This is a genomic window from Pseudomonas sp. SG-MS2 (genome assembly GCF_009933855.1).
GTDB lineage: Bacteria > Pseudomonadota > Gammaproteobacteria > Pseudomonadales > Pseudomonadaceae > Aquipseudomonas > Aquipseudomonas putida_E.
The window spans coordinates 1-25,485 of sequence record NZ_MOMO01000261.1 but is presented as its reverse complement, the minus strand read 5'-3'; the positions used below and the strand labels follow the sequence as shown (position 1 = coordinate 25,485).

24 protein-coding genes, 1 tRNA gene and 1 pseudogene are annotated in these 25,485 nt (G+C 62.6%); 10 read left to right on the top strand and 16 right to left on the bottom strand.

The genetic code is table 11. The features are described 5' to 3' along the window. Nucleotides 1-141: 141 nt before the first annotated feature. From hflD to BLX42_RS25160, 4 genes are all read right to left on the bottom strand, one after another. Nucleotides 142-768 (bottom strand): high frequency lysogenization protein HflD, encoded by a 627-nt coding sequence (gene hflD, locus BLX42_RS25175; protein ID WP_046788270.1) that lies wholly within the window; start codon nucleotides 766-768, stop codon nucleotides 142-144. Continuing rightward, complete coding sequence (mnmA, locus tag BLX42_RS25170; protein WP_046788269.1) at nucleotides 765-1,889, bottom strand: tRNA 2-thiouridine(34) synthase MnmA; 1,125 nt, start codon at nucleotides 1,887-1,889, stop codon at nucleotides 765-767. Before mnmA ends, hflD begins: the two co-directional genes overlap by 4 nt. Before the next feature lie 59 nt (nucleotides 1,890-1,948). Beyond that, nucleotides 1,949-2,389, bottom strand: a complete 441-nt coding sequence (locus tag BLX42_RS25165) for an NUDIX hydrolase (RefSeq protein ID WP_046788268.1) — start codon at nucleotides 2,387-2,389, stop codon at nucleotides 1,949-1,951. Between the two features lie 113 nt (nucleotides 2,390-2,502). Continuing rightward, nucleotides 2,503-4,728, bottom strand: coding sequence for an NADP-dependent isocitrate dehydrogenase (locus tag BLX42_RS25160; RefSeq protein WP_115274333.1), 2,226 nt, complete (start codon nucleotides 4,726-4,728; stop codon nucleotides 2,503-2,505). Between the two features lie 416 nt (nucleotides 4,729-5,144). Here BLX42_RS25160 and icd point away from each other — a divergent pair, with 416 nt between their 5' ends. Further along, entirely contained in the window at nucleotides 5,145-6,401 is a 1,257-nt protein-coding gene (gene icd / locus BLX42_RS25155) for an NADP-dependent isocitrate dehydrogenase (protein WP_012315253.1), read from the top strand. 71 nt (nucleotides 6,402-6,472) lie between these two features. On the opposite strand, the gene cspD is transcribed toward icd, so the two are convergent. Further along, complete coding sequence (gene cspD, locus BLX42_RS25150; protein ID WP_046788266.1) at nucleotides 6,473-6,724, bottom strand: cold shock domain-containing protein CspD; 252 nt, start codon at nucleotides 6,722-6,724, stop codon at nucleotides 6,473-6,475. 230 nt (nucleotides 6,725-6,954) lie between these two features. Between cspD and clpS the strand changes: the two genes are divergently transcribed. Beyond that, entirely contained in the window at nucleotides 6,955-7,317 is a 363-nt protein-coding gene (gene clpS / locus BLX42_RS25145) for an ATP-dependent Clp protease adapter ClpS (RefSeq protein ID WP_012315251.1), read from the top strand. A 30-nt stretch (nucleotides 7,318-7,347) separates the two neighbouring features. Next, nucleotides 7,348-9,618: an ATP-dependent Clp protease ATP-binding subunit ClpA gene (clpA, locus tag BLX42_RS25140; protein WP_046788265.1), complete on the top strand. Its 2,271-nt coding sequence runs from the start codon at nucleotides 7,348-7,350 to the stop codon at nucleotides 9,616-9,618. A gap of 83 nt (nucleotides 9,619-9,701) precedes the next feature. Here clpA and infA read toward each other — a convergent pair whose 3' ends face one another. From infA to aat, 3 genes are all read right to left on the bottom strand, one after another. Next, nucleotides 9,702-9,920, bottom strand: a complete 219-nt coding sequence (gene infA / locus BLX42_RS25135; protein WP_002553999.1) for a translation initiation factor IF-1 — start codon at nucleotides 9,918-9,920, stop codon at nucleotides 9,702-9,704. 102 nt (nucleotides 9,921-10,022) lie between these two features. Further along, complete coding sequence (locus tag BLX42_RS25130; protein WP_046788264.1) at nucleotides 10,023-10,730, bottom strand: arginyltransferase; 708 nt, start codon at nucleotides 10,728-10,730, stop codon at nucleotides 10,023-10,025. A 56-nt stretch (nucleotides 10,731-10,786) separates the two neighbouring features. Further along, nucleotides 10,787-11,467, bottom strand: coding sequence for a leucyl/phenylalanyl-tRNA--protein transferase (gene aat, locus BLX42_RS25125; protein WP_046788263.1), 681 nt, complete (start codon nucleotides 11,465-11,467; stop codon nucleotides 10,787-10,789). Nucleotides 11,468-11,787: 320 nt separating this feature from the next. Between aat and BLX42_RS25120 the strand changes: the two genes are divergently transcribed. From BLX42_RS25120 to cysG, 6 genes and pseudogenes are all read left to right on the top strand, one after another. After that, the gene (locus BLX42_RS25120; protein ID WP_371316888.1) at nucleotides 11,788-14,307 is read left to right on the top strand and encodes a DNA translocase FtsK; all 2,520 of its coding nucleotides are present in this window, start codon (nucleotides 11,788-11,790) and stop codon (nucleotides 14,305-14,307) included. 62 nt (nucleotides 14,308-14,369) lie between these two features. Continuing rightward, nucleotides 14,370-15,005, top strand: coding sequence for an outer membrane lipoprotein chaperone LolA (gene lolA / locus BLX42_RS25115; RefSeq protein ID WP_012315247.1), 636 nt, complete (start codon nucleotides 14,370-14,372; stop codon nucleotides 15,003-15,005). Between the two features lie 12 nt (nucleotides 15,006-15,017). After that, entirely contained in the window at nucleotides 15,018-16,343 is a 1,326-nt protein-coding gene (locus BLX42_RS25110; protein ID WP_115274336.1) for a replication-associated recombination protein A, read from the top strand. 23 nt (nucleotides 16,344-16,366) lie between these two features. Further along, nucleotides 16,367-16,546: pseudogene (locus tag BLX42_RS25105) on the top strand (CrcB family protein); the annotation flags it as partial. 30 nt (nucleotides 16,547-16,576) lie between these two features. Further along, entirely contained in the window at nucleotides 16,577-17,857 is a 1,281-nt protein-coding gene (gene serS, locus BLX42_RS25100; protein ID WP_046788260.1) for a serine--tRNA ligase, read from the top strand. Then, on the top strand, nucleotides 17,858-19,252 hold the full coding sequence (gene cysG / locus BLX42_RS25095) for a siroheme synthase CysG (protein WP_115274337.1): 1,395 nt from the start codon (nucleotides 17,858-17,860) through the stop codon (nucleotides 19,250-19,252). It abuts the gene before it with no gap. Nucleotides 19,253-19,282: 30 nt separating this feature from the next. Here the strand turns inward: cysG and BLX42_RS25090 are convergent, their stop codons facing one another. The 8 genes from BLX42_RS25090 to BLX42_RS25055 all read right to left on the bottom strand — a co-directional run bounded on the left by BLX42_RS25090 (nucleotide 19,283) and on the right by BLX42_RS25055 (nucleotide 25,073). After that, nucleotides 19,283-20,239 (bottom strand): glutathione S-transferase family protein, encoded by a 957-nt coding sequence (locus tag BLX42_RS25090; RefSeq protein ID WP_046788258.1) that lies wholly within the window; start codon nucleotides 20,237-20,239, stop codon nucleotides 19,283-19,285. Nucleotides 20,240-20,331: 92 nt separating this feature from the next. Beyond that, the gene (locus tag BLX42_RS25085; protein ID WP_161872881.1) at nucleotides 20,332-21,336 is read right to left on the bottom strand and encodes a glycosyl transferase family protein; all 1,005 of its coding nucleotides are present in this window, start codon (nucleotides 21,334-21,336) and stop codon (nucleotides 20,332-20,334) included. After that, nucleotides 21,333-21,668 (bottom strand): TusE/DsrC/DsvC family sulfur relay protein, encoded by a 336-nt coding sequence (locus BLX42_RS25080; protein ID WP_119687451.1) that lies wholly within the window; start codon nucleotides 21,666-21,668, stop codon nucleotides 21,333-21,335. Before BLX42_RS25080 ends, BLX42_RS25085 begins: the two co-directional genes overlap by 4 nt. Further along, a complete protein-coding gene (gene tusB / locus BLX42_RS25075; RefSeq protein WP_161872880.1) occupies nucleotides 21,665-21,961 on the bottom strand; it encodes a sulfurtransferase complex subunit TusB in 297 nt (98 codons plus the stop codon). The genes BLX42_RS25080 and tusB overlap by 4 nt, the downstream gene beginning before the upstream one ends. Continuing rightward, the gene (gene tusC, locus BLX42_RS25070; RefSeq protein ID WP_161872879.1) at nucleotides 21,961-22,320 is read right to left on the bottom strand and encodes a sulfurtransferase complex subunit TusC; all 360 of its coding nucleotides are present in this window, start codon (nucleotides 22,318-22,320) and stop codon (nucleotides 21,961-21,963) included. Before tusC ends, tusB begins: the two co-directional genes overlap by 1 nt. Nucleotide 22,321: 1 nt before the next feature. Then, nucleotides 22,322-22,714, bottom strand: a complete 393-nt coding sequence (gene tusD / locus BLX42_RS25065; protein WP_046788254.1) for a sulfurtransferase complex subunit TusD — start codon at nucleotides 22,712-22,714, stop codon at nucleotides 22,322-22,324. A gap of 85 nt (nucleotides 22,715-22,799) precedes the next feature. Further along, nucleotides 22,800-24,179 carry a nucleobase:cation symporter-2 family protein gene (locus tag BLX42_RS25060; RefSeq protein ID WP_161872878.1) on the bottom strand — a complete coding sequence of 460 codons (1,380 nt, stop codon included), beginning with the start codon at nucleotides 24,177-24,179 and terminating at the stop codon, nucleotides 22,800-22,802. 222 nt (nucleotides 24,180-24,401) lie between these two features. Then, entirely contained in the window at nucleotides 24,402-25,073 is a 672-nt protein-coding gene (locus tag BLX42_RS25055) for a Bax inhibitor-1/YccA family protein (protein WP_012315235.1), read from the bottom strand. 134 nt (nucleotides 25,074-25,207) lie between these two features. Between BLX42_RS25055 and BLX42_RS25050 the strand changes: the two genes are divergently transcribed. Continuing rightward, nucleotides 25,208-25,295 (top strand) — tRNA-Ser (locus BLX42_RS25050). Nucleotides 25,296-25,485 lie beyond the last annotated feature (190 nt).

Here is a 25,485-nt window from a genome sequence, read left to right as displayed (position 1 = left end):
AAAATGCCTGTAGGAGCGGCCTTGCGTCGCGAAAGGGCTGCGCAGCGGCCCCCAAATAGCCGCCCCAGCATAGATTGCCGGGGCTGCTGCGCAGCCCTTTCGCGACGCAAGGCCGCTCCTACCGAGGGTTCAGCGCCGCCTTCAGGAAGGTGTGCGCATCATATCGTACAGTTCGTTGAGCAATTTGCGCCGGCTGAACACCAGCTGCCAGCGATGCCCGCCCAGCTGGCGCCACAGGCGTGCGGCGCGGATGCCTGCCAGCAGCAGGGCGCGGATCTTCGACGCATTGCTGGCCTGCTGCAGGAAACGCATGTCGCCATGCACCTGAATGCGCTGGCGCAGTGTACTCAAGGTGTCCTGATACAAGGCGCCGCTGGAGGCGATGACGTTTTCGTGAACCAGGCCGAAATGGTCGGCCTGTGACTGGATTTGCGGCAGGCGGTTGCCGATGGTGTCGAGCAGGTCGCCACGCTTGTTCAGCTGGCGTTCCAGCCCGAGCATCGACAGCGCATAACGCAGCGGTTCGCGCTGCAGGCTGCTGGGGTCGCGCTCCAGGGCGCCGACCAGGGCACGATAACCGTCGCGCAGGTTGAGGTCGTCGCCACCGAATACCTCCAGGGTGTCCTTGGGGTCGCGCACCAGCAGGCTGCCCAGCATGCAGCCGATATCGGCCTCGCTGGCCTGGCCGGTGCGGGCGATGCGGTCGACCAGCACGGCGGCCTGAAACACCCCACCCAGGGCAATCAATTGCTCCTGCAGTTTGCTCATGCGCGCGGGCTCCACGGCTCGGCCGTCTCGATCACGCCGCCGCCCAGGCACACCTCGCCGTCGTAGAACACTACCGACTGGCCAGGGGTAACGGCGCGCTGTGGCTCGTCGAACACAGCGCGGTAGCCGCTTTCGGTGAGCTCCAGGGTGCAGCGCTGGTCGCTCTGACGGTAGCGCACCTTGGCAGTGAGCGTACGCGGGCTGCTGAGGTCGATCGGGTTGACCCAGAAGATCTCCGAGGCGAGCAGGGCGCGGGAGAACAACCAAGGGTGTTCGTTGCCCTGGCCGACCACCAGCACATTGCGGGTCAGGTCTTTGTGCAGCACGTACCACGGCTCGTCGCCGGCGTCTTTCAAGCCCCCGATGCCCAAGCCCTGGCGCTGGCCGATGGTGTGGTACATCAGGCCGTGATGGCGGCCGATGACTTCGCCTTCGGTGGTCTGTATCTCACCTGGCTGGGCCGGCAGGTACTGCTTGAGGAAGTCGCTGAAGCGGCGCTCACCGATGAAGCAGATACCGGTGGAGTCCTTCTTCTTGGCAGTGGCCAGGCCGTGCTTTTCGGCGATGGCGCGAACCTCGGGCTTTTCCAGTTCGCCGACCGGGAACAGGGTGCGGGCGATTTCCTTGCCGCCGACGGCATGCAGGAAGTAGCTCTGGTCCTTGTTCGGGTCCAGGCCCTTGAGCAGTTCGGTGATCGCGCCGGTGTCGCGGCGGCGCACGTAATGGCCAGTGGCGATCAGGTCTGCACCCAGCGACAGTGCGTAGTCGAGGAACGCCTTGAACTTGATTTCGCGGTTGCAAAGGATGTCCGGGTTGGGCGTACGGCCGGCCTTGTACTCTTCGAGGAAGTGCTCGAAAACGTTGTCCCAGTATTCGGCAGCGAAGTTGGCGGTGTGCAGCTTGATGCCGATGCGGTCGCACACGGCCTGGGCGTCTGCCAGATCTTCACGGGCGGTGCAGTATTCGGTGCCGTCGTCCTCTTCCCAGTTCTTCATGAACAGACCTTCCACCTGGTAGCCCTGCTCCATGAGCAGAAGGGCGGAGACGGAAGAGTCCACGCCGCCGGACATGCCGACGATGACGCGGGTCTTGGCGGGGTCTTTGAGTGCTGGGCTGGTCATGGCTACCGATGTGTATCAAGGGGGAAAAGCGCCGAGTCTACCAAACCCGAGGCTGCGCGTCAGTCGCGCAGCAAGTCAAGGCTGTGCAGCGGGCCCGCAAGGTAGTCATCCAGGCAGCGTGGTACCAGCTCGCTGCGCCAGCGGTCGGGGGCAGCCAACAGTTCCTCGCGGGTGAGCCAGACGGCACGGACGATGTCGCTGTCCAGCGCGAGGTCGGCGTGATGGTGCACGGGGCGTGCGGCAAAGCAGATGCGCTGGTAGGTCACGCCGTTGCTGGGGGCGGTGTACAGGTAGATGCCGACCACGCCGGTAAGCTCGACTTCCCAGGCGGTTTCCTCCAGGGTTTCGCGCAGGGCGGCCTGGGGCAGTGTTTCGTTTGGCTCCAGGTGGCCGGCGGGCTGGTTGAACACGTGCTGGCCGGCTTTGAACTCTTCGACGAAGAGAAATTTGCCTGCGTGCTCGACGATGGTGGCGACGGTGATGTGGGGTTGCCAGGACATGGGCATTTCCTATGGTTGGCGCGGGCCGCTCCTACACAGCTGGCGCGTCTGTGCTTCAGAAAGCACAAACCCCGGTGCGTGGCCGGGGTTTGTGCTGTTACCTCAAGCGAGCCTTACAGGGCGGCAATGGCGCTGTTCAGGGTCTGGCTTGGGCGCATCACCTTGGCGGTCAGCTCGGCATCCGGAGCGTAGTAGCCACCGATGTCGGCCGGCTTGCCCTGCACGGCGTTGAGCTCGGCGACGATGGTCGCTTCGTTCTCGGCCAGGGTTTTTGCCAGCGGTGCGAAGCGCGCCTGCAGGGCGGCGTCGTCAGTCTGGGCGGCCAGCGCTTCTGCCCAGTACAGGGTCAGGTAGAAGTGGCTGCCACGGTTGTCGATACCACCGACTTTGCGCGAAGGCGACTTGTTGGTGTCGAGGAACTTGCCGGTGGCCTGGTCCAGGGTGTTGGCCAGGACCTTGGCGCGCGGGTTGTCGTAGGTGTTGCCCAGGTGCTCCAGGGAAGCGGCCAGGGCCAGGAATTCACCCAGCGAGTCCCAACGCAGGAAGTTTTCTTCAACCAACTGCTGCACGTGCTTGGGTGCCGAACCGCCAGCGCCGGTTTCGAACAGACCGCCGCCGTTCATCAGCGGCACGATCGACAGCATCTTGGCGCTGGTGCCCAGCTCCATGATCGGGAACAGGTCGGTCAGGTAGTCGCGCAGCACGTTGCCGGTCACCGAGATGGTGTCCTTGCCTTCGCGGATGCGGGCGAGCGAGAACTTGATGGCGTCGACCGGCGCCAGAACGCGGATGTCCAGGCCTGCAGTGTCGTGATCCTTCAGGTACTTCTGCACCTTCTCGATCATCACGCCGTCGTGGGCGCGGGCTGGGTCCAGCCAGAACACCGCCGGGGTGTCGCTCAGGCGGGCGCGGTTGACGGCCAGCTTGACCCAGTCCTGGATCGGCGCGTCTTTGGTCTGGCACATGCGGAAGATGTCACCGGCTTCGACGTTCTGCTCCAGAACGACCTTGCCCTTGCCATCGACCACGCGCACGACGCCGTCAGCCTTGACCTGGAAGGTCTTGTCGTGGGAGCCGTACTCTTCGGCCTTCTGTGCCATCAGGCCGACGTTCGGTACGCTGCCCATGGTGGTCGGGTCGAACGCGCCGTTGGCCTTGCAGTCTTCGATGGTGGCCTGGTAGATGCCGGCGTAGCAGCGGTCCGGGATGATCGCCTTGGCATCCTGCAGCTCGCCAGCGGTGTTCCACATCTTGCCCGAGTCACGGATCATGGCCGGCATCGAGGCGTCGACGATCACGTCGCTCGGCACGTGCAGGTTGGTGATGCCTTTGTCGGAGTTGACCATGGCCAGGGCCGGGCGCTCGGCGTACAGGGCCTGGATGTCGGCTTCGATCTCGGCCTGCTTGTCGGCTGGCAGATCCTTGATGCGGGCATACAGGTCACCGATGCCGTTGTTGGCATTGAAGCCCACTTCGGCCAGCGCGGCAGCGTGCTTGGCCAGCACTTCGCCGTAGAAGGCTTCGACGATGACGCCGAACATGATCGGGTCCGAAACCTTCATCATGGTGGCTTTCAGGTGCACCGACAGCAGCACGCCGGAGGCCTTGGCATCGGCGATCTGCTCGGCGATGAAGGCTTTCAGTGCCTTGCGGCTCATGGTTGCGCAGTCGATGATTTCGGCGGCTTTGACGGCGGTCTTTTCTTTCAGCACGGTGGTGCTGCCGTCTTTGGCGACCAGCTCGATGCGCAGGCTGTCGTCAGCCTCGATCAGCGCGGCCTTTTCGCTGCCGTAGAAGTCGCCTTGGGTCATGTGGGCAACGTGCGACTTGGAGTCGGCGGCCCAGGCACCCATCTTGTGCGGGTGCTTGCGCGCGTAGTTCTTGACCGACAGCGGTGCGCGGCGGTCGGAGTTGCCTTCGCGCAGTACCGGGTTCACGGCGCTGCCCTTGATGCGGTCGTAGCGCGCGCGGGATTCTTTTTCTTCCGCGGTGGCCGGCTCGTCGGCGTAGTCCGGGATATTGAAGCCCTTGCCTTGCAGTTCCTTGATCGCGGCCTTGAGCTGCGGTACCGAGGCGCTGATGTTCGGCAGCTTGATGATGTTGGCTTCGGGTGTGGTAGCCAGTTGGCCCAGTTCCGCCAGGTGATCGCCTACCTGCTTCTCGGTGCCCAGTTGCTCCGGGAATGCCGCGAGGATGCGGCCAGCCAGGGAAATGTCGCGAGTTTCGACGGCGATGTCAGCCGAAGCGGTGAAAGCTTCGACGATCGGCAGCAGCGAGTAGGTGGCGAGGGCGGGGGCTTCGTCGGTGAAGGTATAGATGATCTTGGAACGGGTGGGCATGCGGGTTAACTCTCTATGTGCTGAGCGTACTCGAGTCTCGAGGTGCGCAGGGTAGGCGCTTCGCCCTGGCGACGCCATGAGCGGAAAGTCGAGAGGCTGCGAGCGGTGATGGTGGATGCATCAGTCGAGCGTCAAGTGCTGAACTGCGGTAACAGCCCAGGCTTTTTGGCCAGTTACTGGCCGAGGGCGAGCCGCATTTTCCTGGGATTCGCCCCGATGACCCTTCGGTCGCGGCGCAGTATATCAAACCAATCGGGCTATTCAGCAAGGCGAAGTGACATCGGCGCCATTTATAAGACCAAAGACGTAGCGGCAATGTGGCGTGATGTCGCAGCGCTTGCAGGTCGGCAGATGTGGTTTAGGCTCAGTGGGATCGCATGATGTCCAATCACACCCGAAAGCGGAGTAGTGCAAGCATGGGATACCAGAAAATCAAGGTTCCGACCGACGGCGCCAAGATCACCGTCAATGCAGACCATTCGCTCAACGTGCCCGACAACCCCATCATTCCCTATATCGAAGGCGACGGCATTGGCGTCGATGTCTCACCGGTGATGATCAAGGTGGTGGACGCTGCCGTGCAGAAGGCCTACGGCGGCAAGCGCAAGATAGCCTGGATGGAAGTATACGCCGGGGAAAAGGCCACCCAGGTCTATGACCAGGACACCTGGCTGCCCCAGGAGACCCTGGACGCGGTGCGCGACTATGTCGTATCGATCAAGGGGCCGCTGACCACTCCGGTCGGCGGGGGCATCCGTTCGTTGAATGTGGCGCTGCGCCAGCAACTTGACCTCTATGTGTGCCTGCGGCCGGTGCTGTGGTTCGAAGGCGTGCCTAGCCCGGTCAAGAAGCCCGGCGATGTCGACATGGTGATTTTCCGCGAGAATTCCGAGGACATCTACGCCGGTATCGAATGGAAAGCCGGCTCGCCCGAAGCGAACAAGGTCATCAAGTTCCTCAAGGAGGAAATGGGCGTCACCAAGATCCGTTTCGACCAGGACTGCGGCATCGGCGTCAAGCCGGTTTCCCGCGAGGGCACCAAGCGCCTGGTGCGCAAGGCCCTGCAATACGTGGTGGACAACGACCGTGAGTCGCTGACCCTGGTGCACAAGGGCAACATCATGAAGTTCACCGAAGGTGCCTTCAAGGACTGGGGTTACGAGGTGGCCAAGGATGAGTTTGGCGCCGAGCTGCTCGATGGTGGCCCTTGGATGAAGTTCAAGAACCCCAAGACCGGCCGCGAGGTCATCGTCAAGGACGCCATTGCCGACGCCATGCTTCAGCAGATCCTGCTGCGCCCGGCCGAGTATGACGTGATTGCCACCCTCAACCTCAACGGCGACTACCTGTCCGATGCACTGGCGGCGGAAGTGGGTGGGATCGGTATCGCGCCAGGCGCCAACCTGTCCGACACCGTGGCCATGTTCGAGGCCACCCACGGCACGGCGCCCAAGTATGCCGGCCAGGACAAGGTCAACCCGGGCTCGGTGATCCTCTCTGCAGAGATGATGCTGCGCCACATGGGCTGGACCGAGGCGGCCGACCTGATCATCAAAGGCACCAATGGCGCGATCGGGGCCAAGACGGTTACCTACGACTTCGAGCGGCTGATGGAAGGCGCGAAGCTGGTGGGTAGTTCAGGCTTCGGCGACGAAATGATCAAGCATATGTGAAACAATTGAAAACCGGCCGCCCTTGTTAAGTGGGGCGGCCGGTTTTTTCGTATGCCGACGCAAAGCAGGGATCAGGCTTCAGCGGTCGATGATTGCGAGGCTCCTGTTGAGGTGCTGGCAACAGCGTTGGCGATCTCGGTCGCGTGCAGGCCCTTGGGGCCCTGCACGATCTCGAAAGTCACGGCTTGTCCGGCCTTCAGGGTTTTGTAACCGTCCATCTTGATCGCCGAATAATGGGCGAACAGATCGTCGGTTTTGCCGTCTTCATTGATGAATCCGTAGCCCTTGGCATTGTTGAACCACTTGACTTTACCGCTTGCCATCCCTATGTCCCTCTGCAAAGGACTCCATCACTGGAGTATCATCCACTTCATCCGCATACGAACCTTGCGAAAAATCTGGTTGACTGCGCGGATCTTTATCGACCACGGTGGGTTCTTATTGGTTGTAACACCGTTTTGCCGATAGTCAAGGTCGCCCCGTCTTCGCGCGGGCTGCGGCTTGAGCGGTCAACTCACAACCTTAACCTGTCGATCATGATGAAATTCTTTCCATGCATGCACGTAGCGAGATTCGACTAACATTCAATCAGGATCGCCCGCAATCGAATGAGGACGACGGCTCAGGGCTTGCGGTACAGGAAGCCAAGCCGATCCTGCAGGCGCCACCGATGTACAAGGTGGTTTTGTTCAACGATGACTACACGCCGATGGATTTCGTCGTCGAAGTGCTCGAAACGTTCTTCAGTCTGAACCGCGAGCTGGCGACCAAGATCATGCTGACCGTCCATACCGAAGGGCGGGCAGTGTGCGGATTGTTTACCCGGGACATCGCCGAAACAAAGGCCATGCAGGTCAACCAATACGCCAGGGAAAGCCAGCATCCGCTACTCTGTGAAATCGAGAAGGACGGTTAATCGCCGACCACTTGGGTATGAGGTGAAGCTATGTTAAACCGCGAGCTCGAAGTCACCCTCAATCTTGCCTTCAAGGAGGCTCGTTCGAAGCGTCATGAGTTCATGACCGTCGAGCATCTGCTGCTGGCACTCCTTGACAATGAGGCTGCTGCGACCGTTCTGCGCGCCTGTGGCGCCAATCTCGACAAACTCAAGCATGACCTGCAAGAGTTCATCGATTCCACCACTCCCCTGATTCCTGTCAACGACGAGGATCGCGAAACCCAGCCGACCCTGGGCTTCCAGCGTGTGCTCCAGCGTGCCGTGTTCCACGTGCAAAGCTCTGGCAAGCGCGAAGTCACCGGTGCCAATGTGCTGGTGGCGATTTTCAGCGAACAGGAAAGCCAGGCCGTGTTCCTGCTCAAGCAGCAGAGCGTGGCCCGTATCGACGTGGTCAACTACATTGCCCACGGCATTTCCAAGGTGCCGGGCCACGGCTCGCACAGCGACAGCGACCCGGAAATGCAGGACGAGGAGGGCGGCGAGACGTCGTCCTCGAGTAACCCGCTGGATGCTTACGCCAGCAACCTGAATGAACTGGCCCGCGCTGGGCGGATCGACCCGCTGGTAGGGCGCGAGCAGGAAGTCGAGCGCGTGGCGCAGATCCTTGCCCGTCGGCGCAAGAACAACCCGCTGTTGGTCGGTGAGGCTGGTGTGGGCAAAACTGCCATCGCCGAAGGCCTGGCCAAACGCATCGTCGATGGCCAGGTGCCCGACCTGCTGTCGCAGAGCGTGGTGTATTCCCTCGACCTTGGCGCACTGCTGGCGGGTACCAAGTACCGCGGCGACTTCGAGAAGCGCTTCAAGGCGTTGCTCGGTGAGCTGCGCAAACGCCCACAGGCCATCCTGTTCATTGACGAAATCCACACCATCATTGGTGCCGGTGCTGCGTCGGGCGGCGTGATGGACGCGTCCAACCTGCTCAAGCCGCTGCTGTCTTCCGGCGAGATTCGCTGCATTGGTTCGACGACCTTCCAGGAGTTTCGCGGCATCTTCGAGAAGGACCGTGCCTTGGCGCGGCGCTTCCAGAAGGTGGATGTCAGCGAGCCGTCCGTCGAGGACACTGTGGGCATTCTGCGCGGCCTCAAGGGGCGCTTTGAAAGCCATCACAACATCGAGTACAGCGATGAAGCCCTGCGCGCCGCCGCTGAGCTGGCATCACGCTACATCAATGACCGCCACATGCCGGACAAGGCCATCGACGTGATCGACGAGGCCGGGGCGTATCAGCGCCTGCAGCCTGAGGCGAATCGGGTCAAGCGTATCGATGTGCCGCAAGTCGAGGATATCGTGGCCAAGATCGCGCGGATTCCGCCGAAGCACGTCACCAGCTCCGACAAGGAGCTGCTGCGTAACCTGGAGCGTGACCTGAAACTGACCGTGTTCGGTCAGGACCAGGCGATCGATTCGCTGGCTACGGCAATCAAGCTGTCCCGTGCAGGCCTCAAGGCACCGGACAAGCCGGTCGGCTCGTTCCTGTTCGCCGGCCCTACCGGGGTGGGCAAGACCGAAGCGGCGCGGCAGTTGGCCAAGGCGCTGGGCGTTGAGCTGGTGCGCTTCGACATGTCCGAGTACATGGAGCGGCACACTGTGTCGCGCCTGATCGGCGCTCCTCCCGGGTATGTCGGGTTCGACCAGGGTGGCCTGCTGACCGAGGCGATCACCAAGCAGCCGCATTGCGTGCTGCTGCTCGATGAAATCGAGAAGGCGCACCCCGAAGTCTTCAACCTGCTGCTGCAGGTGATGGACCACGGTACCCTGACCGACAACAATGGGCGCAAAGCGGACTTCCGCAACGTGATCCTGATCATGACCACCAATGCCGGCGCTGAAACTGCGGCACGCGCTTCCATCGGTTTCACTCATCAGGACCATGCGTCCGATGCGATGGAAGTCATTCGCAAGAGCTTCACGCCGGAGTTCCGCAACCGTCTGGACACAATCATCCAGTTCGGCCGCCTGAGTCACGAGACGATCAAGAGCATCGTCGACAAGTTCCTCATCGAGCTTCAGGCGCAGCTGGAAGACAAGCGTGTGCTGCTTGAAGTCAGCGATGCCGCCCGCGGCTGGCTGGCGGCTTCTGGCTACGACGTGCAGATGGGGGCGCGGCCGATGGCGCGGCTTATCCAGGACAAGATCAAGCGGCCGCTGGCCGAGGAGATCCTGTTTGGCGAGCTGGCCGAGCATGGCGGTGTGGTGCACATCGACCTGCGCGATGGCGAGTTGGTGTTCGACTTCGAGACTACGGCAGAAGTAGCGTGATGCAAGGGGCCGCTTTGCGGCCCCAAGCAATTTGAAGGTACAAAAAAGCCCGGCACATGGCCGGGCTTTTTCATGGCTGGAGCTTAGCGCGCACGGTAGGTGATGCGGCCCTTGCTCAGGTCATAAGGCGTCAGCTCGACGCGGACCTTGTCGCCAGTGAGAATACGGATGTAGTTCTTGCGCATCTTTCCGGAGATGTGCGCGGTTACGACGTGCCCGTTTTCCAACTCCACGCGGAACATGGTGTTGGGCAGGGTGTCGACGACAGTACCTTCCATTTCGAAGCTGTCTTCTTTCGACATGCAGTTGAGCCCTCGGTGTCCAGTGTTGGCCCGACGCATAACCGCACCGGGCAAAAAAGTGGCGTGGATTATGCCGGAAAATAGTGTGTCAAGCCAATGCTTTCAGTTGAGGGTGACCCAACGCTGGTTGATCAGCAGTTCGATCGGGCGATACTGGGTCTTGTAGTTCATCTTCTTGCAGTTCTTGATCCAGTAGCCGAGGTATACCGCTTCGAGGTCCTGGCGCAGGGCTTCGGTGATTTGCCAAAGGATGGCAAAGCGCCCCAGGCTGCGCCGTTCTTCGTCGGGCTCGTAGAACGTGTACACCGCTGACAGCCCGTTGGGCAGCAGGTCGCACACCGCCACCGCCAGCAGGCGGCCTGCCAGGCGGAATTCGTAGAACCAGCAGAACGGCAAGTCGCGCACCAGAAAGGTGGAAAACTGATCGCGGCTTGGCGGGTACATGTCGCCATCGGCGTGGCGGGTTTCGATGTAGCGCCGGTACAGGTCGAAATATTCTTCCTTGAACGCCGGCCGGGCAGCCGTCACGGTGAGGTCGGCATTGCGCTTGAGGATGCGCCGCTGCTGGCGGTTGGGGATGAAGCGCGCGGCCGGAATGCGGGCCGGAACGCAGGCATTGCAGTTCTGGCAATGTGGGCGGTACAGGTGGTCGCCACTGCGCCGAAAGCCCATCTCCGAAAGGTCGGCATACACATGCACGTCCATCGGCTGGCTGGGGTCGAGGAACAGGGTGGTCGCCTGCTCGTTCGGCAGATAGCTGCAGGAGTGGGGCTGAGTGGCATAGAACTTCAACCGCGCCAACTCTGTCATGGTCGACCCCTTCGGTGAGACTTTGCTTTAAGTGTAAGCCAGCTCTCGGAACTCGCCTAGCTGCGCCAGCTGGCACTGTTGGGCTGGTCGAGGTGGTGGGCCAGGTAATCGGCGAAGCTGGCGCGGCTGATGGCGCGGGCGCCCAGGCTATGCAGGTGTTCGGTCGGCATCTGGCAGTCGATCAGCACAAATCCCGCCTCTTGCAGGTGCTTGACCAGGGTCACGAAGCCGACCTTGGAAGCATTGTCGGCGCGGCTGAACATCGACTCGCCGAAAAACAACCGCCCCATGGCCAGGCCGTACAGGCCGCCCACCAGTTCGCCGTTGTGGCGCACCTCCACCGAATGGGCGATACCGCGCCGGTGCAGCTCGCAGTAGGCGTTGCGCATGGTGTCGGTGATCCAGGTGCCGTCCGCGTAGTCACGCGGTGCCGCGCAGGCGTCGATCACGGCGGGGAAGTCGCTGTCGAAGCTGACCTGATAGCGCCCCTGGCGCAACAGCTTGGCCAGCGAGCGCGAGACATGCAGCTCGTCCGGGAACAGAACGGTGCGAGGGTTGGGCGACCACCAGAGGATGGGTTGGCCGTCCTGGTACCACGGGAAGCAGCCATGGCGATAGGCCTGCACCAGGCGCTCGGGGCTCAGGTCGCCACCAGCGGCGAGCAGGCCGTTAGGATCCTGCAGGGCCTTTTCCAGGGGTGGGAAGGTCAGCGAGTCGCGAGTCAGCCAGGTGAGCATGGTCTATCGTGCGGTGGGGGAGGGGAGGGGCAGCATGGCAAGGAGGGCGCTTTGGGTCAATGCTGGCCCATGTGGGGCCAGGCCTGCCTGCGTGTGCGTTCAGTCAGGCGATATGGTCGGCAATTTCCTACGCATTCGTTAGGCTGCAGGCACCATCTGGCACATTTGCTGTCACACCTGTGCAAAAACACAGCATAAGCCTTTGTCACAAAAGAAAATGCATGCTCAAATTGCACCTATACGAAAGTCGCCCCCACCCAAACGCCATAGGGCGTGCCGCCATGGCGGCCGGCGGGCAGTAATGTTAAAAGTAGTGGTTCATTGGCCCGTTATCGGCCAATCACTACTGGACGCGCAGCACGCGCAGGAATAGACGCGTTTTGAAGAAATCCACCGCAACTCCAGCTCCTCTGCCTGTGCCCCTGTGGCGGCAGCAGCTGCATTACCGCCTCAAGGAAGGTGCGTTGATCGCTGTCGGCGCCCTGTGCCTGTACTTGTGGATGGCGCTGCTGACCTACGATACCTCCGACCCAGGCTTCAGCCACACCAGCAACGTCGACCAGGTGCAGAACGCTGCCGGGCGTGCCGGTGCGTACTTCGCCGACATCATGTTCATGGTGCTGGGCTACTTCGCCTACATCTTCCCTTTACTGCTGGCCATCAAAACCTGGCAGATCTTCCGCGAGCGCCATCAACCCTGGCAGTGGAGCGGCTGGTTGTTCTCCTGGCGCCTCATCGGCCTGGTGTTCCTGGTGCTGTCGGGTGCCGCTCTGGCGCATATCCATTTCCACCCCCCGGCGAGCCTGCCGTTCTCCGCCGGTGGTGCCTTGGGCGAAAGCCTCGGCGACCTGGCGCGCAACCTGCTCAACGTGCAGGGCAGCACGCTGATGTTCATCGCCCTGTTCCTGTTCGGCCTGACCGTGTTCACCGACCTCTCGTGGTTCAAGGTGATGGACATGACCGGCAAGATCACCCTCGACCTGTTCGAGCTCGTGCAAGGCGCGGCCAATCGCTGGTGGGAGGCGCGCAACGAGCGCAAACGCCTGGAGGCGCAGCTGCGCGAGGTGGACGAACCAAGGTTCGACGCGGCGCCGGCGGCTGCCGATAAACGCGAACCGGCCAAGGCGCAACTGCGCGAGCGCATCGGTGAGCGCGATGAGCCGCCCGCGCGCCCTGTCGTAGCCCAGCGCGAACCCATTGTCCCGCGCGAGACTGTTGTCCCACGTGAACCCTCGATTGCCCCTGTGATCATGCCGCCGGCAGCGCCGGCCAAGGCAGTGGAGCCGAGCAAGCGGGTGATGAAGGAAAAGCAGGCGCCGCTGTTCGTCGACAGCGCCGTGGAAGGTACCTTGCCGTCCATCTCCATCCTCGACCCGGCCGAGCAGAAGAAGATCGAGTATTCGCCAGAATCCCTGGCCGGCGTCGGTCAGTTGCTGGAAATCAAACTCAAGGAATTCGGCGTCGAAGTCTCGGTGGACTCCATCCACCCGGGCCCGGTCATTACCCGCTACGAAATCCAGCCTGCGGCCGGGGTCAAGGTCAGCCGCATCGCCAACCTGGCCAAGGACCTTGCACGGTCGCTGGCCGTGACCAGTGTGCGGGTGGTCGAGGTCATACCCGGCAAGACCACCGTGGGTATCGAGATCCCCAACGAAAACCGGCAGATGGTGCGCTTCTCCGAGGTGCTGTCGACGCCGCAGTACGACGAGCAGAAGTCGCCCGTCACCCTGGCCTTGGGCCATGACATCGGCGGCAAGCCGGTCATCACCGACCTGGCCAAGATGCCACACCTGCTGGTAGCCGGTACCACCGGCTCCGGTAAGTCGGTGGGTGTGAACGCGATGATCCTGTCGATCCTGTTCAAGTCCGGCCCTGAAGACGCGCGCCTGATCATGATCGACCCAAAGATGCTCGAGCTGTCGATCTACGAAGGCATCCCGCACCTGCTGTGCCCGGTGGTCACCGACATGAAGGACGCCGCCAACGCGCTGCGCTGGAGCGTGGCCGAGATGGAGCGGCGTTACAAACTGATGGCGGCCATGGGCGTGCGTAACCTGGCCGGCTTCAACCGCAAGATCAAGGATGCCCAGGAGGCTGGCGAGATCATCCACGATCCGCTGTTCCGCCGCGAGAGCATGGAAGACGAGCCGCCGGCCCTGAAGACCCTGCCGACCATTGTGGTGGTGGTCGACGAATTCGCCGACATGATGATGATCGTCGGCAAGAAGGTCGAAGAGCTGATCGCCCGTATCGCCCAGAAGGCGCGGGCCGCCGGTATTCACCTGATCCTCGCCACCCAGCGCCCATCGGTGGACGTGATCACTGGCCTGATCAAGGCCAACATCCCGACCCGCATGGCGTTCCAGGTGTCGAGCAAGATCGATTCGCGCACCATCATCGACCAAGGTGGCGCCGAGCAACTGCTAGGCCACGGTGACATGCTCTACATGCCGCCAGGTACCAGCCTGCCGATCCGGGTACACGGCGCATTCGTCTCCGACGATGAAGTGCACCGCGTGGTGGAAGCCTGGAAGCTGCGTGGCGCCCCGGACTACAACGACGACATCCTCAACGGCGTCGAGGAGGCCGGCAGCGGCTTCGAAGGCGGTGGTGGCGGTGGCGGCGACGAGGATTCGGAAAACGACGCGCTGTATGATGAGGCGGTGCAATTCGTCCTCGAAAGCCGTCGGGCGTCGATTTCGGCCGTGCAGCGCAAGCTCAAGATCGGCTACAACCGCGCTGCGCGCATGATCGAGGCGATGGAAATGGCCGGCGTGGTCACCCCCATGAACAGCAACGGCTCGCGGGAAGTGATTGCCCCGGGCGGCCCGCGCGACTGATGAACACCTTGCCGGGCGCCGACGGTGGCGCCCGGCTTCTTAAATGCTCAATGAGGATTAACATGCGCGCGATTCGCATGCTGTTGGTTTCTGCCCTGACCCTGGGTTCGTTATCGGCCACACTGTCGGCTCACGCTGGTGAGCAGGACGTGCAGCGCCTGACCCAGTTGCTGGAAAAGTCGCAGACCATCGAGGCCAATTTCTCCCAGCTGACCCTGGATGCCGGCGGCACCAGCCTGCAGGAGACAACCGGCAAGATGACGGTCAAGCGCCCGGGCCTGTTCTACTGGCACACCGATGCTCCCCAGGAGCAGGTGGTGGTGTCCGACGGCAAGAACGTCACCCTGTGGGACCCTGACCTGGAGCAGGCCACCATCAAGAAGCTCGATGTGCGCCTGAACCAGACCCCGGCGCTGCTGCTGTCCGGTGACGTGTCGAAGATCAGCCAGAGCTTTGACATCACCTCCAAGGAGCAGGGCGAAGTGATGGACTTCACCCTCAAGCCAACGACCAAGGACACCCTGTTCGATTCGCTGCGCGTGTCGTTCCGCCGTGGCCTGATCAACGACATGCAGCTGATCGACAGCGTCGGCCAGCGCACCAACATCCTGTTCAATGGCGTCAAGGCCAACCAGGCGGTGCCGGACAGCACCTTCAAGTTCGACATCCCGAAAGGCGCGGACGTCATCAAGGAGTAAGCAGAGCGCACCATGGACCTGTTTCGAAGCGAACCCGTTGCCCAGCCCCTGGCTGCCCGGCTACGCCCGTCCAACCTGGACGAGTATGTCGGCCAGGAGCACCTGCTGGCGCGTGGCAAACCGCTGCGTGAGGCGCTGGAGCAGGGTGCGCTGCACTCGATGATCTTCTGGGGGCCGCCGGGCGTGGGCAAGACCACGCTCGCCCGGCTGCTGGCACAGTTTTGCGATGCGCACTTCGAGACGGTTTCTGCGGTACTGGCGGGGGTCAAGGAAATCCGCCAGGCCGTCGAGGTGGCCAAGCAGCAGGCCGGCCAGTATGGCCGCCGGACCATCCTGTTCGTCGATGAGGTGCACCGCTTCAACAAGTCCCAGCAGGATGCCTTCCTGCCCTTTGTCGAAGACGGCACGCTGATCTTCATCGGCGCCACCACCGAGAACCCGTCCTTCGAACTGAACAATGCTTTGCTCTCGCGGGCGCGGGTGTATGTGCTCAAGAGCCTGGACGAGCCTGCCTTGCGCAAGCTGGTCGACCGCGCACTCAACGAAGAACGCGGCCTGGGCAAGCGCAACCTGAGCGTGGGCGACGACGCCTTCAAGATGCTCATGGCCGCCGCCGATGGCGATGGCCGGCGCATGCTCAACTTCCTCGAAAACGCCTCGGACCTGGCCGAAGATGGCGGCGAGATTGGCGTAGACCTGCTGCAGAGCCTGCTCGGTGACAGCCGCCGGCGCTTTGACAAAGGCGGCGAGGCCTTCTACGACCAGATTTCCGCCCTGCACAAGTCTGTGCGCGGCTCCAACCCGGACGCCGCGCTGTACTGGTTCGCGCGCATGCTCGATGGCGGCTGCGACCCGCTGTACATTGCCCGCCGCGTGGTGCGCATGGCCAGCGAGGACATCGGCAACGCCGACCCGCGGGCCCTGAGCCTGTGCCTGGCGGCCTGGGACGTGCAGGAGCGTCTGGGCAGCCCTGAGGGCGAGCTGGCGGTGGCTCAGGCCATTACCTATATTGCCTGCGCGCCGAAGAGCAACGCCGTTTACATGGGCTTCAAGACTGCCCTGCGCGAGGCCGCCGAGCACGGCTCGCTGGAGGTGCCGCTGCACCTGCGCAACGCCCCGACCAAGCTGATGAAGCAGCTCGGCTACGGCGAGGAGTACCGCTATGCCCACGACGAGCCCGATGCCTATGCTGCGGGTGAAGATTACTTCCCCGATCAGCTCGAGCCACGCCAGTATTATCAGCCCGTGCCCCGAGGGCTCGAGCTGAAGATCGGCGAGAAACTGCGTCACTTGGCCGACCTTGATCGCAGCAGCCCGCGTCAACGGAGAAAGCCGTGAGCGCTCTGTTCCATGGGCTGTTCCTGCGCTTTGGCCTTATCGTCGGCTTCATCGGTGGGCTGACGACGTTTTCCTCTTTTTCGCTCGATACCGTGCGCCTGATGGAAAGTGGGCAAGCGTCCCTGGCCGTGGGCTATACCGGTATTAGCGTGATGGGCGGGCTACTGGCCACCTGGGCCGGCCTGTCCCTGACCCGACTCTGAACCAACCTACACACATAACGAGAGAACGACATGCTCGATTCCAAACTGTTACGCGGCCAACTTCAGGAAGTGGCGGACCGCCTCGCCTCCCGTGGCTTCAGCCTGGATGTCGCGCGCATCGAATCGCTGGAAGAGCGCCGCAAGGCGGTGCAGACCCGCACCGAGCAGCTGCAGGCCGAGCGTAACGCCCGCTCCAAATCGATCGGCCAGGCCAAGGCCAAGGGCGAGGACATCGCGCCGCTGATGGCTGACGTCGAACGCATGGCCAATGAGCTGGCCGCTGGCAAGGTCGAGCTGGACGGCATCCAGGCCGAACTGGATGGCATTGTCCTGACCATCCCCAACCTGCCGGACGCTAGCGTGCCGGTCGGTGCCAGTGAAGACGACAACGTCGAAGTGCGCCGTTGGGGCACGCCGAGGGCATTCGATTTTGAAATCAAGGACCACGTCGCCCTGGGCGAGATCAGCGGTGGCCTGGACTTCGAAGCAGCTGCCAAGCTGTCGGGCGCCCGCTTTGCCGTGCTGCGCGGCCCGATTGCCCGCCTGCACCGTGCCCTGGCACAGTTCATGATCAACCTGCACACCGGTGAGCATGGCTACGAAGAACACTACACCCCTTACCTGGTCCAGGCTCCGGCCTTGCAGGGCACCGGCCAGCTGCCGAAATTCGAGGAGGACCTGTTCAAGATCACCCGCGAAGGCGAAGCCGACTTCTACCTGATCCCGACCGCTGAAGTGTCGCTGACCAACCTGGTGGCCGGCGAGATCATCGACGCCAAGCAGCTGCCGCTCAAGCTGGTCGCCCACACCCCGTGCTTCCGCAGTGAAGCTGGCGCTTCGGGCCGTGACACGCGCGGCATGATCCGCCAGCACCAGTTCGACAAGGTCGAGATGGTCCAGGTGGTCGAGCCGTCCAAGTCCATGGAAGCCCTGGAAGGCCTCACCGCCAACGCCGAGCGCGTGTTGCAGCTGCTGGAGCTGCCCTACCGCGTACTGGCCCTGTGCACCGGTGACATGGGCTTCGGCGCCGTGAAGACCTACGACCTGGAAGTGTGGGTGCCAAGCCAGGACAAGTACCGCGAGATCAGCTCCTGCTCCAACTGTGGTGACTTCCAGGCGCGCCGCATGCAGGCCCGCTGGCGCAACCCGGAAACCGGCAAGCCGGAGCTGGTGCACACCCTCAATGGCTCGGGCCTGGCCGTAGGCCGTACCCTGGTCGCTGTGCTGGAAAACTACCAGCAGGCCGATGGCTCCATCCGTGTGCCGGAAGTGCTCAAGCCCTACATGGGCGGTGTCGAGGTCATCCGCTAAATGGATTACCTGCCGCTGTTCCACAAGCTGCAGGGCGGCCGCGTGCTGGTCGTCGGCGGCGGCGAGATCGCTTTGCGCAAGGCGCGCCTGCTAGCCGATGCTGGCGCCGCGCTGCGGGTGGTGGCGCCCGAGGTCGACGGCCAACTGGCTGCGCTGGCCCGTGAAGGTGGCGGTGAGGTCCTGGTGCGTGGTTATCAGGCGGCCGACCTGGTCGGCTGCCGCCTGGTGATCGCAGCCACCGACGACCCCGGGCTCAATGCCCAGGTGTCGGCGGATGCGCAGGCGCTTTGCGTGCCGGTCAACGTGGTGGATGCACCGGCCCTGTGCACGGTGATCTTCCCGGCCATTGTCGACCGTTCGCCCCTGGTGGTTGCGGTATCCAGCGGCGGTGACGCCCCGGTGCTGGCGCGCCTGATTCGCGCCAAGCTGGAAACCTGGATCCCGTCCACCTACGGCGAACTGGCCGCCTTGGCGGCGCGCTTCCGGCACAAGGTCAAGGCGCTGTACCCGGATGTCAATCAGCGTCGCGGCTTCTGGGAGACCGTGTTCCAGGGCCCGATCGCCGAGCGTCAATTGGCCGGGCAGGGTGCCGAGGCCGAGCGGCTGTTGCAGGCCATGGTCGACGGTGCGCCGGTGCAGCAGGGTGGTGAGGTATATCTGGTAGGGGCGGGGCCGGGCGATCCAGACTTGCTCACCTTCCGTGCCTTGCGCCTGATGCAGCAGGCCGATGTGGTGCTGTATGACCGCCTGGTGGCGCCGGCAATCATTGAAATGTGCCGCCGCGATGCCGAACGTATCTACGTCGGCAAACGCCGCGCCGAGCATGCCGTGCCGCAGGACCAGATCAACCGTCTGCTGGTCGACCTGGCCCGCGAGGGTAAGCGCGTGTTGCGCCTGAAGGGGGGCGACCCGTTCATTTTCGGTCGTGGTGGCGAAGAGATCGAAGAGCTCGCCGAGCATGGCATCCCGTTCCAGGTGGTGCCCGGTATTACCGCGGCCAGTGGTTGCTCTGCCTACGGCGGCATTCCGCTGACCCACCGCGACTATGCCCAGTCGGTGCGTTTCGTGACCGGCCACCTCAAGGACGGTACCAGCAACCTGCCTTGGAATGACCTGGTGGCGCCGAACCAGACCTTGGTGTTCTACATGGGCCTGGTAGGGTTGCCGACCATTTGCGCCGAGCTGATTCGCCATGGGCGTGCATCGAGCACGCCGGCGGCGTTGGTGCAGCAGGGGACTACGCGCAATCAGCGGGTGTTCACTGGCACCTTGGCTGACCTGCCAGCATTGGTGGCCGAGCATGAAGTACATGCGCCGACCCTGGTGATTGTCGGGGAAGTGGTGCAGTTGCGCGAAAAGCTGGCTTGGTTTGAAGGTTCGCAGCAAGACCAGTAATAGCGGGGCTGCAACGCAGCCCCAACTTCCTCAGCCCCAGATCCCTTTGCCTGGCAACCGCTCCCGATCATGCGGCAGGTTGAAGTCCTGCAGCGGCCCCTTGGGCACGATTCCGTTCGGGTTGATGGTCTTGTGGCTCATGTAATAGTGCTTCTGGATGTGCTCCATGTTCACCGTCGGCGCCACACCCGGCCACTGGTACAGCTCACGCAGCCAGTTTGACAGGTTCGGGTAGTCGCTCAACCGGCGCAGGTTGCACTTGAAGTGGCCGTGATACACCGCATCGAAGCGCACCAGCGTGGTAAACAGGCGCACATCGGCCTCGGTCAGGTGCTCGCCTGCCAGGTAACGTTGGCGGTCCAGCAGCGCTTCCAGGTAGTCCAGCTCGTTGAACACTTCGTCGAACGCAGCCTCGTAGGCTTCTTGCGTAGTGGCGAAGCCTGCACGGTAAACACCATTGTTCACCGCTGGGTAAATGCGTGCATTGAGCGCTTCGATGGTCGGGCGCAGCGGCTGCGGATACAGGTCGAGGGTATTGCCTGTCAGTTCGTTGAAGGCGCTGTTGAAGATACGGATGATCTCCGCCGACTCGTTGTTGACGATGCGCTTTTCCTTTTTGTCCCACAATACGGGCACGGTCACGCGGCCTGTGTAGTGCGGGTCATCTTGGGTATAGCGCTGGTGCATGAATTCTAGGGCGTCGAGGTGATCGCCCGTGGAGCCCTGTTGCTGGTCGAAGGTCCAGCCGTTTTCCTGCATCAGCCAGCTGACCACCGACACATCGATCAGCGGCTCCAGGCCTTTGAGCGCACGCACGATCAGGGTGCGGTGAGCCCATGGACAGGCCAGCGACACATACAGGTGGTAGCGACCGGCTTCGGGGGCGGGCAACTGATTGCGGCGCTGGGCGTTCTCGCGCTTGAAGGCGCCATCCTTGCCGTTTTCGTACCACTGGTCGTGCCAGCGACCGTCGATCAAAAGGCCCATGGTGAGCTCCTCGGAACAAAGTTGTTTGTCGTTGGAGCCCAGTCTAGGGCAAAGCGTTCGAATAAATAGCGCAAAGACTGCGCAAAAATGATCTAGTTATTCGATTGGTTTCGAGCGCCCCAATAGCCGCGTGCGGTCGCGAACGCCTGCTCCCGGTCCTGCCCCAAGCCGCGCAACGCCAGGGCCATGGTCGCCACCACGGCCATTTCCCCATAGCTGTCCTGAGCCTCGCCACGCCATACCGCCAGCAGTTGTTCTGGCTGCAGGCTTGCAGGTTTTACATGGCGCCGCTCACTCAGCGCCGGCCACTCTTCGTCCCAGTTTTCACCTGCGCTGGTGCCGTACAGGTGGCTGATGACATCCGGGTTGACTTCGATTTCGCCGCCATCGCCCTTGATGACCACCGCATGGTCACCCAGCAGCCGGCTGGCCTCGCGGTGTACGGCCTGGTAACCGGGGTGGAAGATGCTCTGCAGGCCGCAGCGGGCGCTCAGCGGGTTGAGCACGCGGGCCAGCGAATGGATGGGGGAGCGCAGGCCAAGTATGTTGCGCAGGTCGATCATGCGCTGCAGTTGCGGTGCCCAATCGTGCAGCGGGAAAAACGCCAGGCGTTGCTGGTCCAGTGCTTGCTCGACGGCAGGCCAATCGCGGCAAAGCGCAATGTCCAGCAGGGCCAACAATTGCTCGGTGTACATGCGCCCGGCGGTGTGGGCGCCACCACCGTGCATCAGGATGCGCACGCCGTTGGCGGCCAGGCATTTGGCGGCCAGCAGGAACCAGGGCAGGTGGCGCTTCTTGCCGGCATAGCTGGGCCAGTCCAGGTCGACAGCGATGCGTGGTGCATGCAGTTGGGCGCGCAGGGCCTCGGTGAAGCCGGCCAGCTCCTCGGCGCTCTCTTCCTTGTGCCGCAGCAGCATGAGGAAGGCACCGAGCTGAGTGTCTTCAACCTTGCCTTCCAGCAGCAGGGCCATGGCGGCTCGGGCTTCCTCACGGGTGAGGCTGCGGGCACCGCGTTTGCCTTTGCCAAGGATGCGCACGAATTCGGCGAACGGGTGTTCGGCCGGGGTTTGAAGGGTGAGCGGGCGAGCGTCTGTCATATGCAATTGGTCGGCTTGGGCAGGCCCGCCAGCTTGGCGGCAAGTTTGGCGGGGGTGCCGTTGAACAGGCGGTTGAGGTGCGGGCTGTTGCCCTTTTCAGGGCCCAGCTTTAGCGCTGTGTACTTGATCAGCGGGCGCGTGGCCGGAGACAGCTGGAATTCCTCATAGAACTGGCGTAGCAGTTCAAGCACTTCCCAGTGTTCGGCGGTCAGGGCAATGCTTTCGCGCGCGGCCAGTGCCTCGGCGACGGCGTGGGACCAGTCTTGCAGGTCGACCAGAAAGCCGTCCTTGTCCAGGGCGATTGCCTGGTTGTCTATGGTCAAGGTGTTCATAGCCAGCTGTTGACCTTGTCATAGTGCAACGACAACGCGACGAACGCTGGGTAGTCCACGGCCTTTGCCAGCCCGCTGCTGACGCCGCGCGCCTGCAGGTCTTCGTCGAGGGCGAACAGGCGTTGTTCCAGCGCTGCCGCCTGCAGCAGGCGCTGTGGTTCGCTGCCGTCACGCAGGGCATAAACCGCATCGCCGCACAGCAGCAAGGCATCTTCGCCGCCGAGCAGGCGCAGGCAACTGCCCAGGCGATTATCGCCGAAGGGCGAGTGGGATATCACATGCAAAGTCGGCATCAGAGCGTCACCACTTGGTCGAAACGGGCAATCAGTGCCTTCAGGGCCGCGTCGTCCAGCACCTCAACGGGCAGGTCCAGGGTGTGGGCAGCAAGCCCGCGAAGGGCCAGGCTGTGCTGGCAAGCGAACAGCTCCTCCACACCGAACATCGGCAGTGCCTGCAGGTTGGCGGCCAGATTCTTTTGTTGCACGGCAACCGGTTGCTGATCAGGGGCAAGCTGGAACACGCCGTCATCGAGGAACAGCATGCCCAGTGGCAGATCGAAAGCGCCGCCGGCCAATGCGATGTCCAGCGCTTCGCGGGCAGACGGGCCGGTCCAGGGCGCCTGGCGGCTGATGATCAACAGGGATTTGGCCATTTCAATCGCCTCCAAAGCAGACCAGGCGGTCGGCCAGCTGTGCCGCTTCATGCAATTGGCCCAGGCCGGACAGCTCCCACGGTTTGGGCAGGTTCACCGCCGGGCGCTGGTAGCGGCCGGCTTCGGCCTCGTCGAGCACGCCGCGGCGCAAGGCAGCGGCGATGCACACCACGGCGTCCAGCTGGTGCTGCTCGACAAAAGCGCGCCACTGGGCGGCGATGTCCTGTTCGTCCTGGGGCGCGACCACGTTGGCCGAGGCGCTGTGAACACCGTCCTGATAGAAGAACAACCGGGCAATCTCATGCCCGCCGGCCAGCACCGCCTCGGCGTAGCGCAAGGCGCGCCGCGAGGAGGGCGCATGGGCCGGGGAAAAAACCGCGATAGCGAATTTCATGGGCAACTCGTGTAAAGGAATGCGGCCATGATAAAGCAAAAAGCCCGCGCGGGTGGGCGCGGGCTGGTTGGCCGGGGAGGGGCTATCAGGCGTGTTCCTTGCTCTCTGGCAGGAACCAGTTCAGCACCAGGGCGCAGATACCACCGGTGGCAACGCCCGACTCCAGTACGTTACGAATGGCCGCCGGCATGTGCGCCAAGAACTCCGGAACCTGGGCCACGCCCAGGCCCAATGCCAACGACACGGCGATGATCAGCAGTGCACGGCGGTCCAGGCGCGTGCTGGCCAGAATATTGATGCCCGAAGCGGCCACGGCACCGAACATGACCATGGCCGCGCCGCCCAGCACAGGCTCAGGCACAGCCTGAATCACGCCGGCAACACTCGGGAACAAGCCCAGTACCACTAGCATCACGGCAATCCAGATACCGATGTGACGGCTGGCGATGCCGGTCAGCTGAATCACGCCGTTGTTCTGCGCGAAGATCGAGCTGGGGAAGGTGTTGAACAGGCCCGCCAGCAGCGAGTTGGCGCCGTTGACCAGCACGCCGCCCTTGATGCGCTGCATCCACACCGGGCCTTCGACCGGTTGGCGCGAGACCTTGCTGGTGGCTGTAACGTCGCCGATGGCTTCGAGCGAGGTCACCAGGTAGATCACCAGCATCGGGATGAACAGCGCCCACGAGAAACCGAGGCCAAAGTGCAGCGGCGTCGGTACCTGGAACAGTGCAGCTTCATGCATGCCGGTGAAGTCCAGCCGGCCGAGGTAACCCGCCAGGGCGTAACCCACCGCCAGGGCGATGACGATGGCGCAGCTGCGCATCCACACCACCGGGATGCGGTTCAGGATGACGATGATTGCCAGCACCACGCCCGACAGCAGCAGGTTTTCGCCATTGGCGAAGGTGCCATTGGCCATGGCGCCAAAGCCGCCGCCCATGCTGATCAAACCGACCTTGATCAGGGTCAGGCCGATCATCAGCACCACAATGCCCGTCACCAACGGCGTGATCAGACGCTTGACGAAGGGCAGGATGCGCGACACGCCCATCTCGACGAACGAGCCGGCGATCACCACGCCGAAAATCGCTGCCATCACGCTTTCGACGGGGGTGCCCTGCTTGACCATCAGCGCACCACCGGCAATCAGTGGGCCGACGAAGTTGAAGCTGGTGCCCTGCACGATCAGCAAGCCCGCGCCAAACGGCCCAAACCGCTTGCACTGCACGAAGGTGGCGATACCCGAGATGACCAGCGACATCGACACGATCAGGTTGGTATCACGCGCCGAAACACCCAACGCCTGGCAGATCAGCAGGCCCGGGGTCACGATCGGCACGATGATCGCCAGCAGGTGCTGCAGCGCCGCCAGCAGGCCGATAAGCAGCCGTGGCTTGTCCTCGAGGCCAAGCACCAGTTCGTTAGCAGGCGCATCCCCGCCCGGGCTGTGTTCGTGTGAGCTCATCGGTGAAGCTGCCCCGGAAGAAAAAAGGAGCGCATTCTACGGGGTGAAGGGGGATTGCGGTAGTGGCGCGCACGATGGCAGCAAGATCGGCGAGCATTCGGGTAATAACCTGACTTTTAGGTCAGCTTGCGCGGAAAGGGTGGGCTACAGGATACAGGCCTGCACGTACCCACAAAAAAGCCCGCCGAAGCGGGCTTTTTCAACGGGCTCAAGCAACCGGTATCAGTCGTCGCGACCCATGATGCCGAACAGTTGCAGCAAGCTGACAAACAGGTTGTAGATCGATACATACAGGCTGATGGTCGCCATGATGTAGTTACGCTCACCGCCGTGGATGATCGCGCTGGTCTGGAACAGGATGCAGACCGACGAGAACAGCACGAAGCCAGCGCTGATCGCCAGTTGCAGGCCGCTGATCTGGAAGAAGAAGCTGGCCACTACGGCGCCCAGCAGGACGAAGAAGCCGGCGGTGATGAAACCGCTGAGGAAGCTCATGTCCTTGCGCGAGATCAGCACATAGGCCGACAGGCCACCGAACACCAAGGCCGTCATGGCGAAGGCCGAGCTGACCACCTCAGCGCCACCGGCCATGCCCAGGTAACGGTTGAGGATTGGGCCGAGGATGAAGCCCATGAAGCCGGTGAGAGCGAAGGTGGAAACCAGGCCCCAGACCGAATCACGCAGTTTGTTGGTGAGGAAGAACAGGCCGTAGAAGCCGATCAGCACCACGAAGATGTTCGGGTAGCCGACACGCATCTGCTGGGCAACGAAAGCCATGACACCGCTGAAGGCGAGGGTGAGTGCCAGCAGGCTGTAGGTGTTGCGCAGGACCTTGCTGACCTCGCGCTGCTCGACCTGTTGGCCGCTGTGTACGGCATAATCCTGTTCGCGCATGGCGACACTCCTTGGTAAACCTGTGGTTTTGGAACGTTCAGATGCTAGGAGTCTATCAGAGCTCCTGCAACCGGCGACATAGAGAGTTTGACAGCGTGTTTCATTACGGTATTATGGCGGCCGCAAAACGAGCTGGAAGCGTGGCCGAGTGGTTTAAGGCAACGGTCTTGAAAACCGTCGATGGGCAACTATCCTAGAGTTCGAATCTCTACGCTTCCGCCATATTCTCAGCAAAAGCCCCGATTATTCGGGGCTTTTGCGTTTCTGGTGTCGGGGATGCCGGTAGGCGTGGGCCTTTAAGTTAAAGGCGAGAAATACTTTGTCTGCAGGTCTCGTGTCAGGCCTGGTTCTCAGCGCATCATCCCCAACTCGGCATCATCCATCAGCGCCTTGGCCAACGCACTCAGGTAAT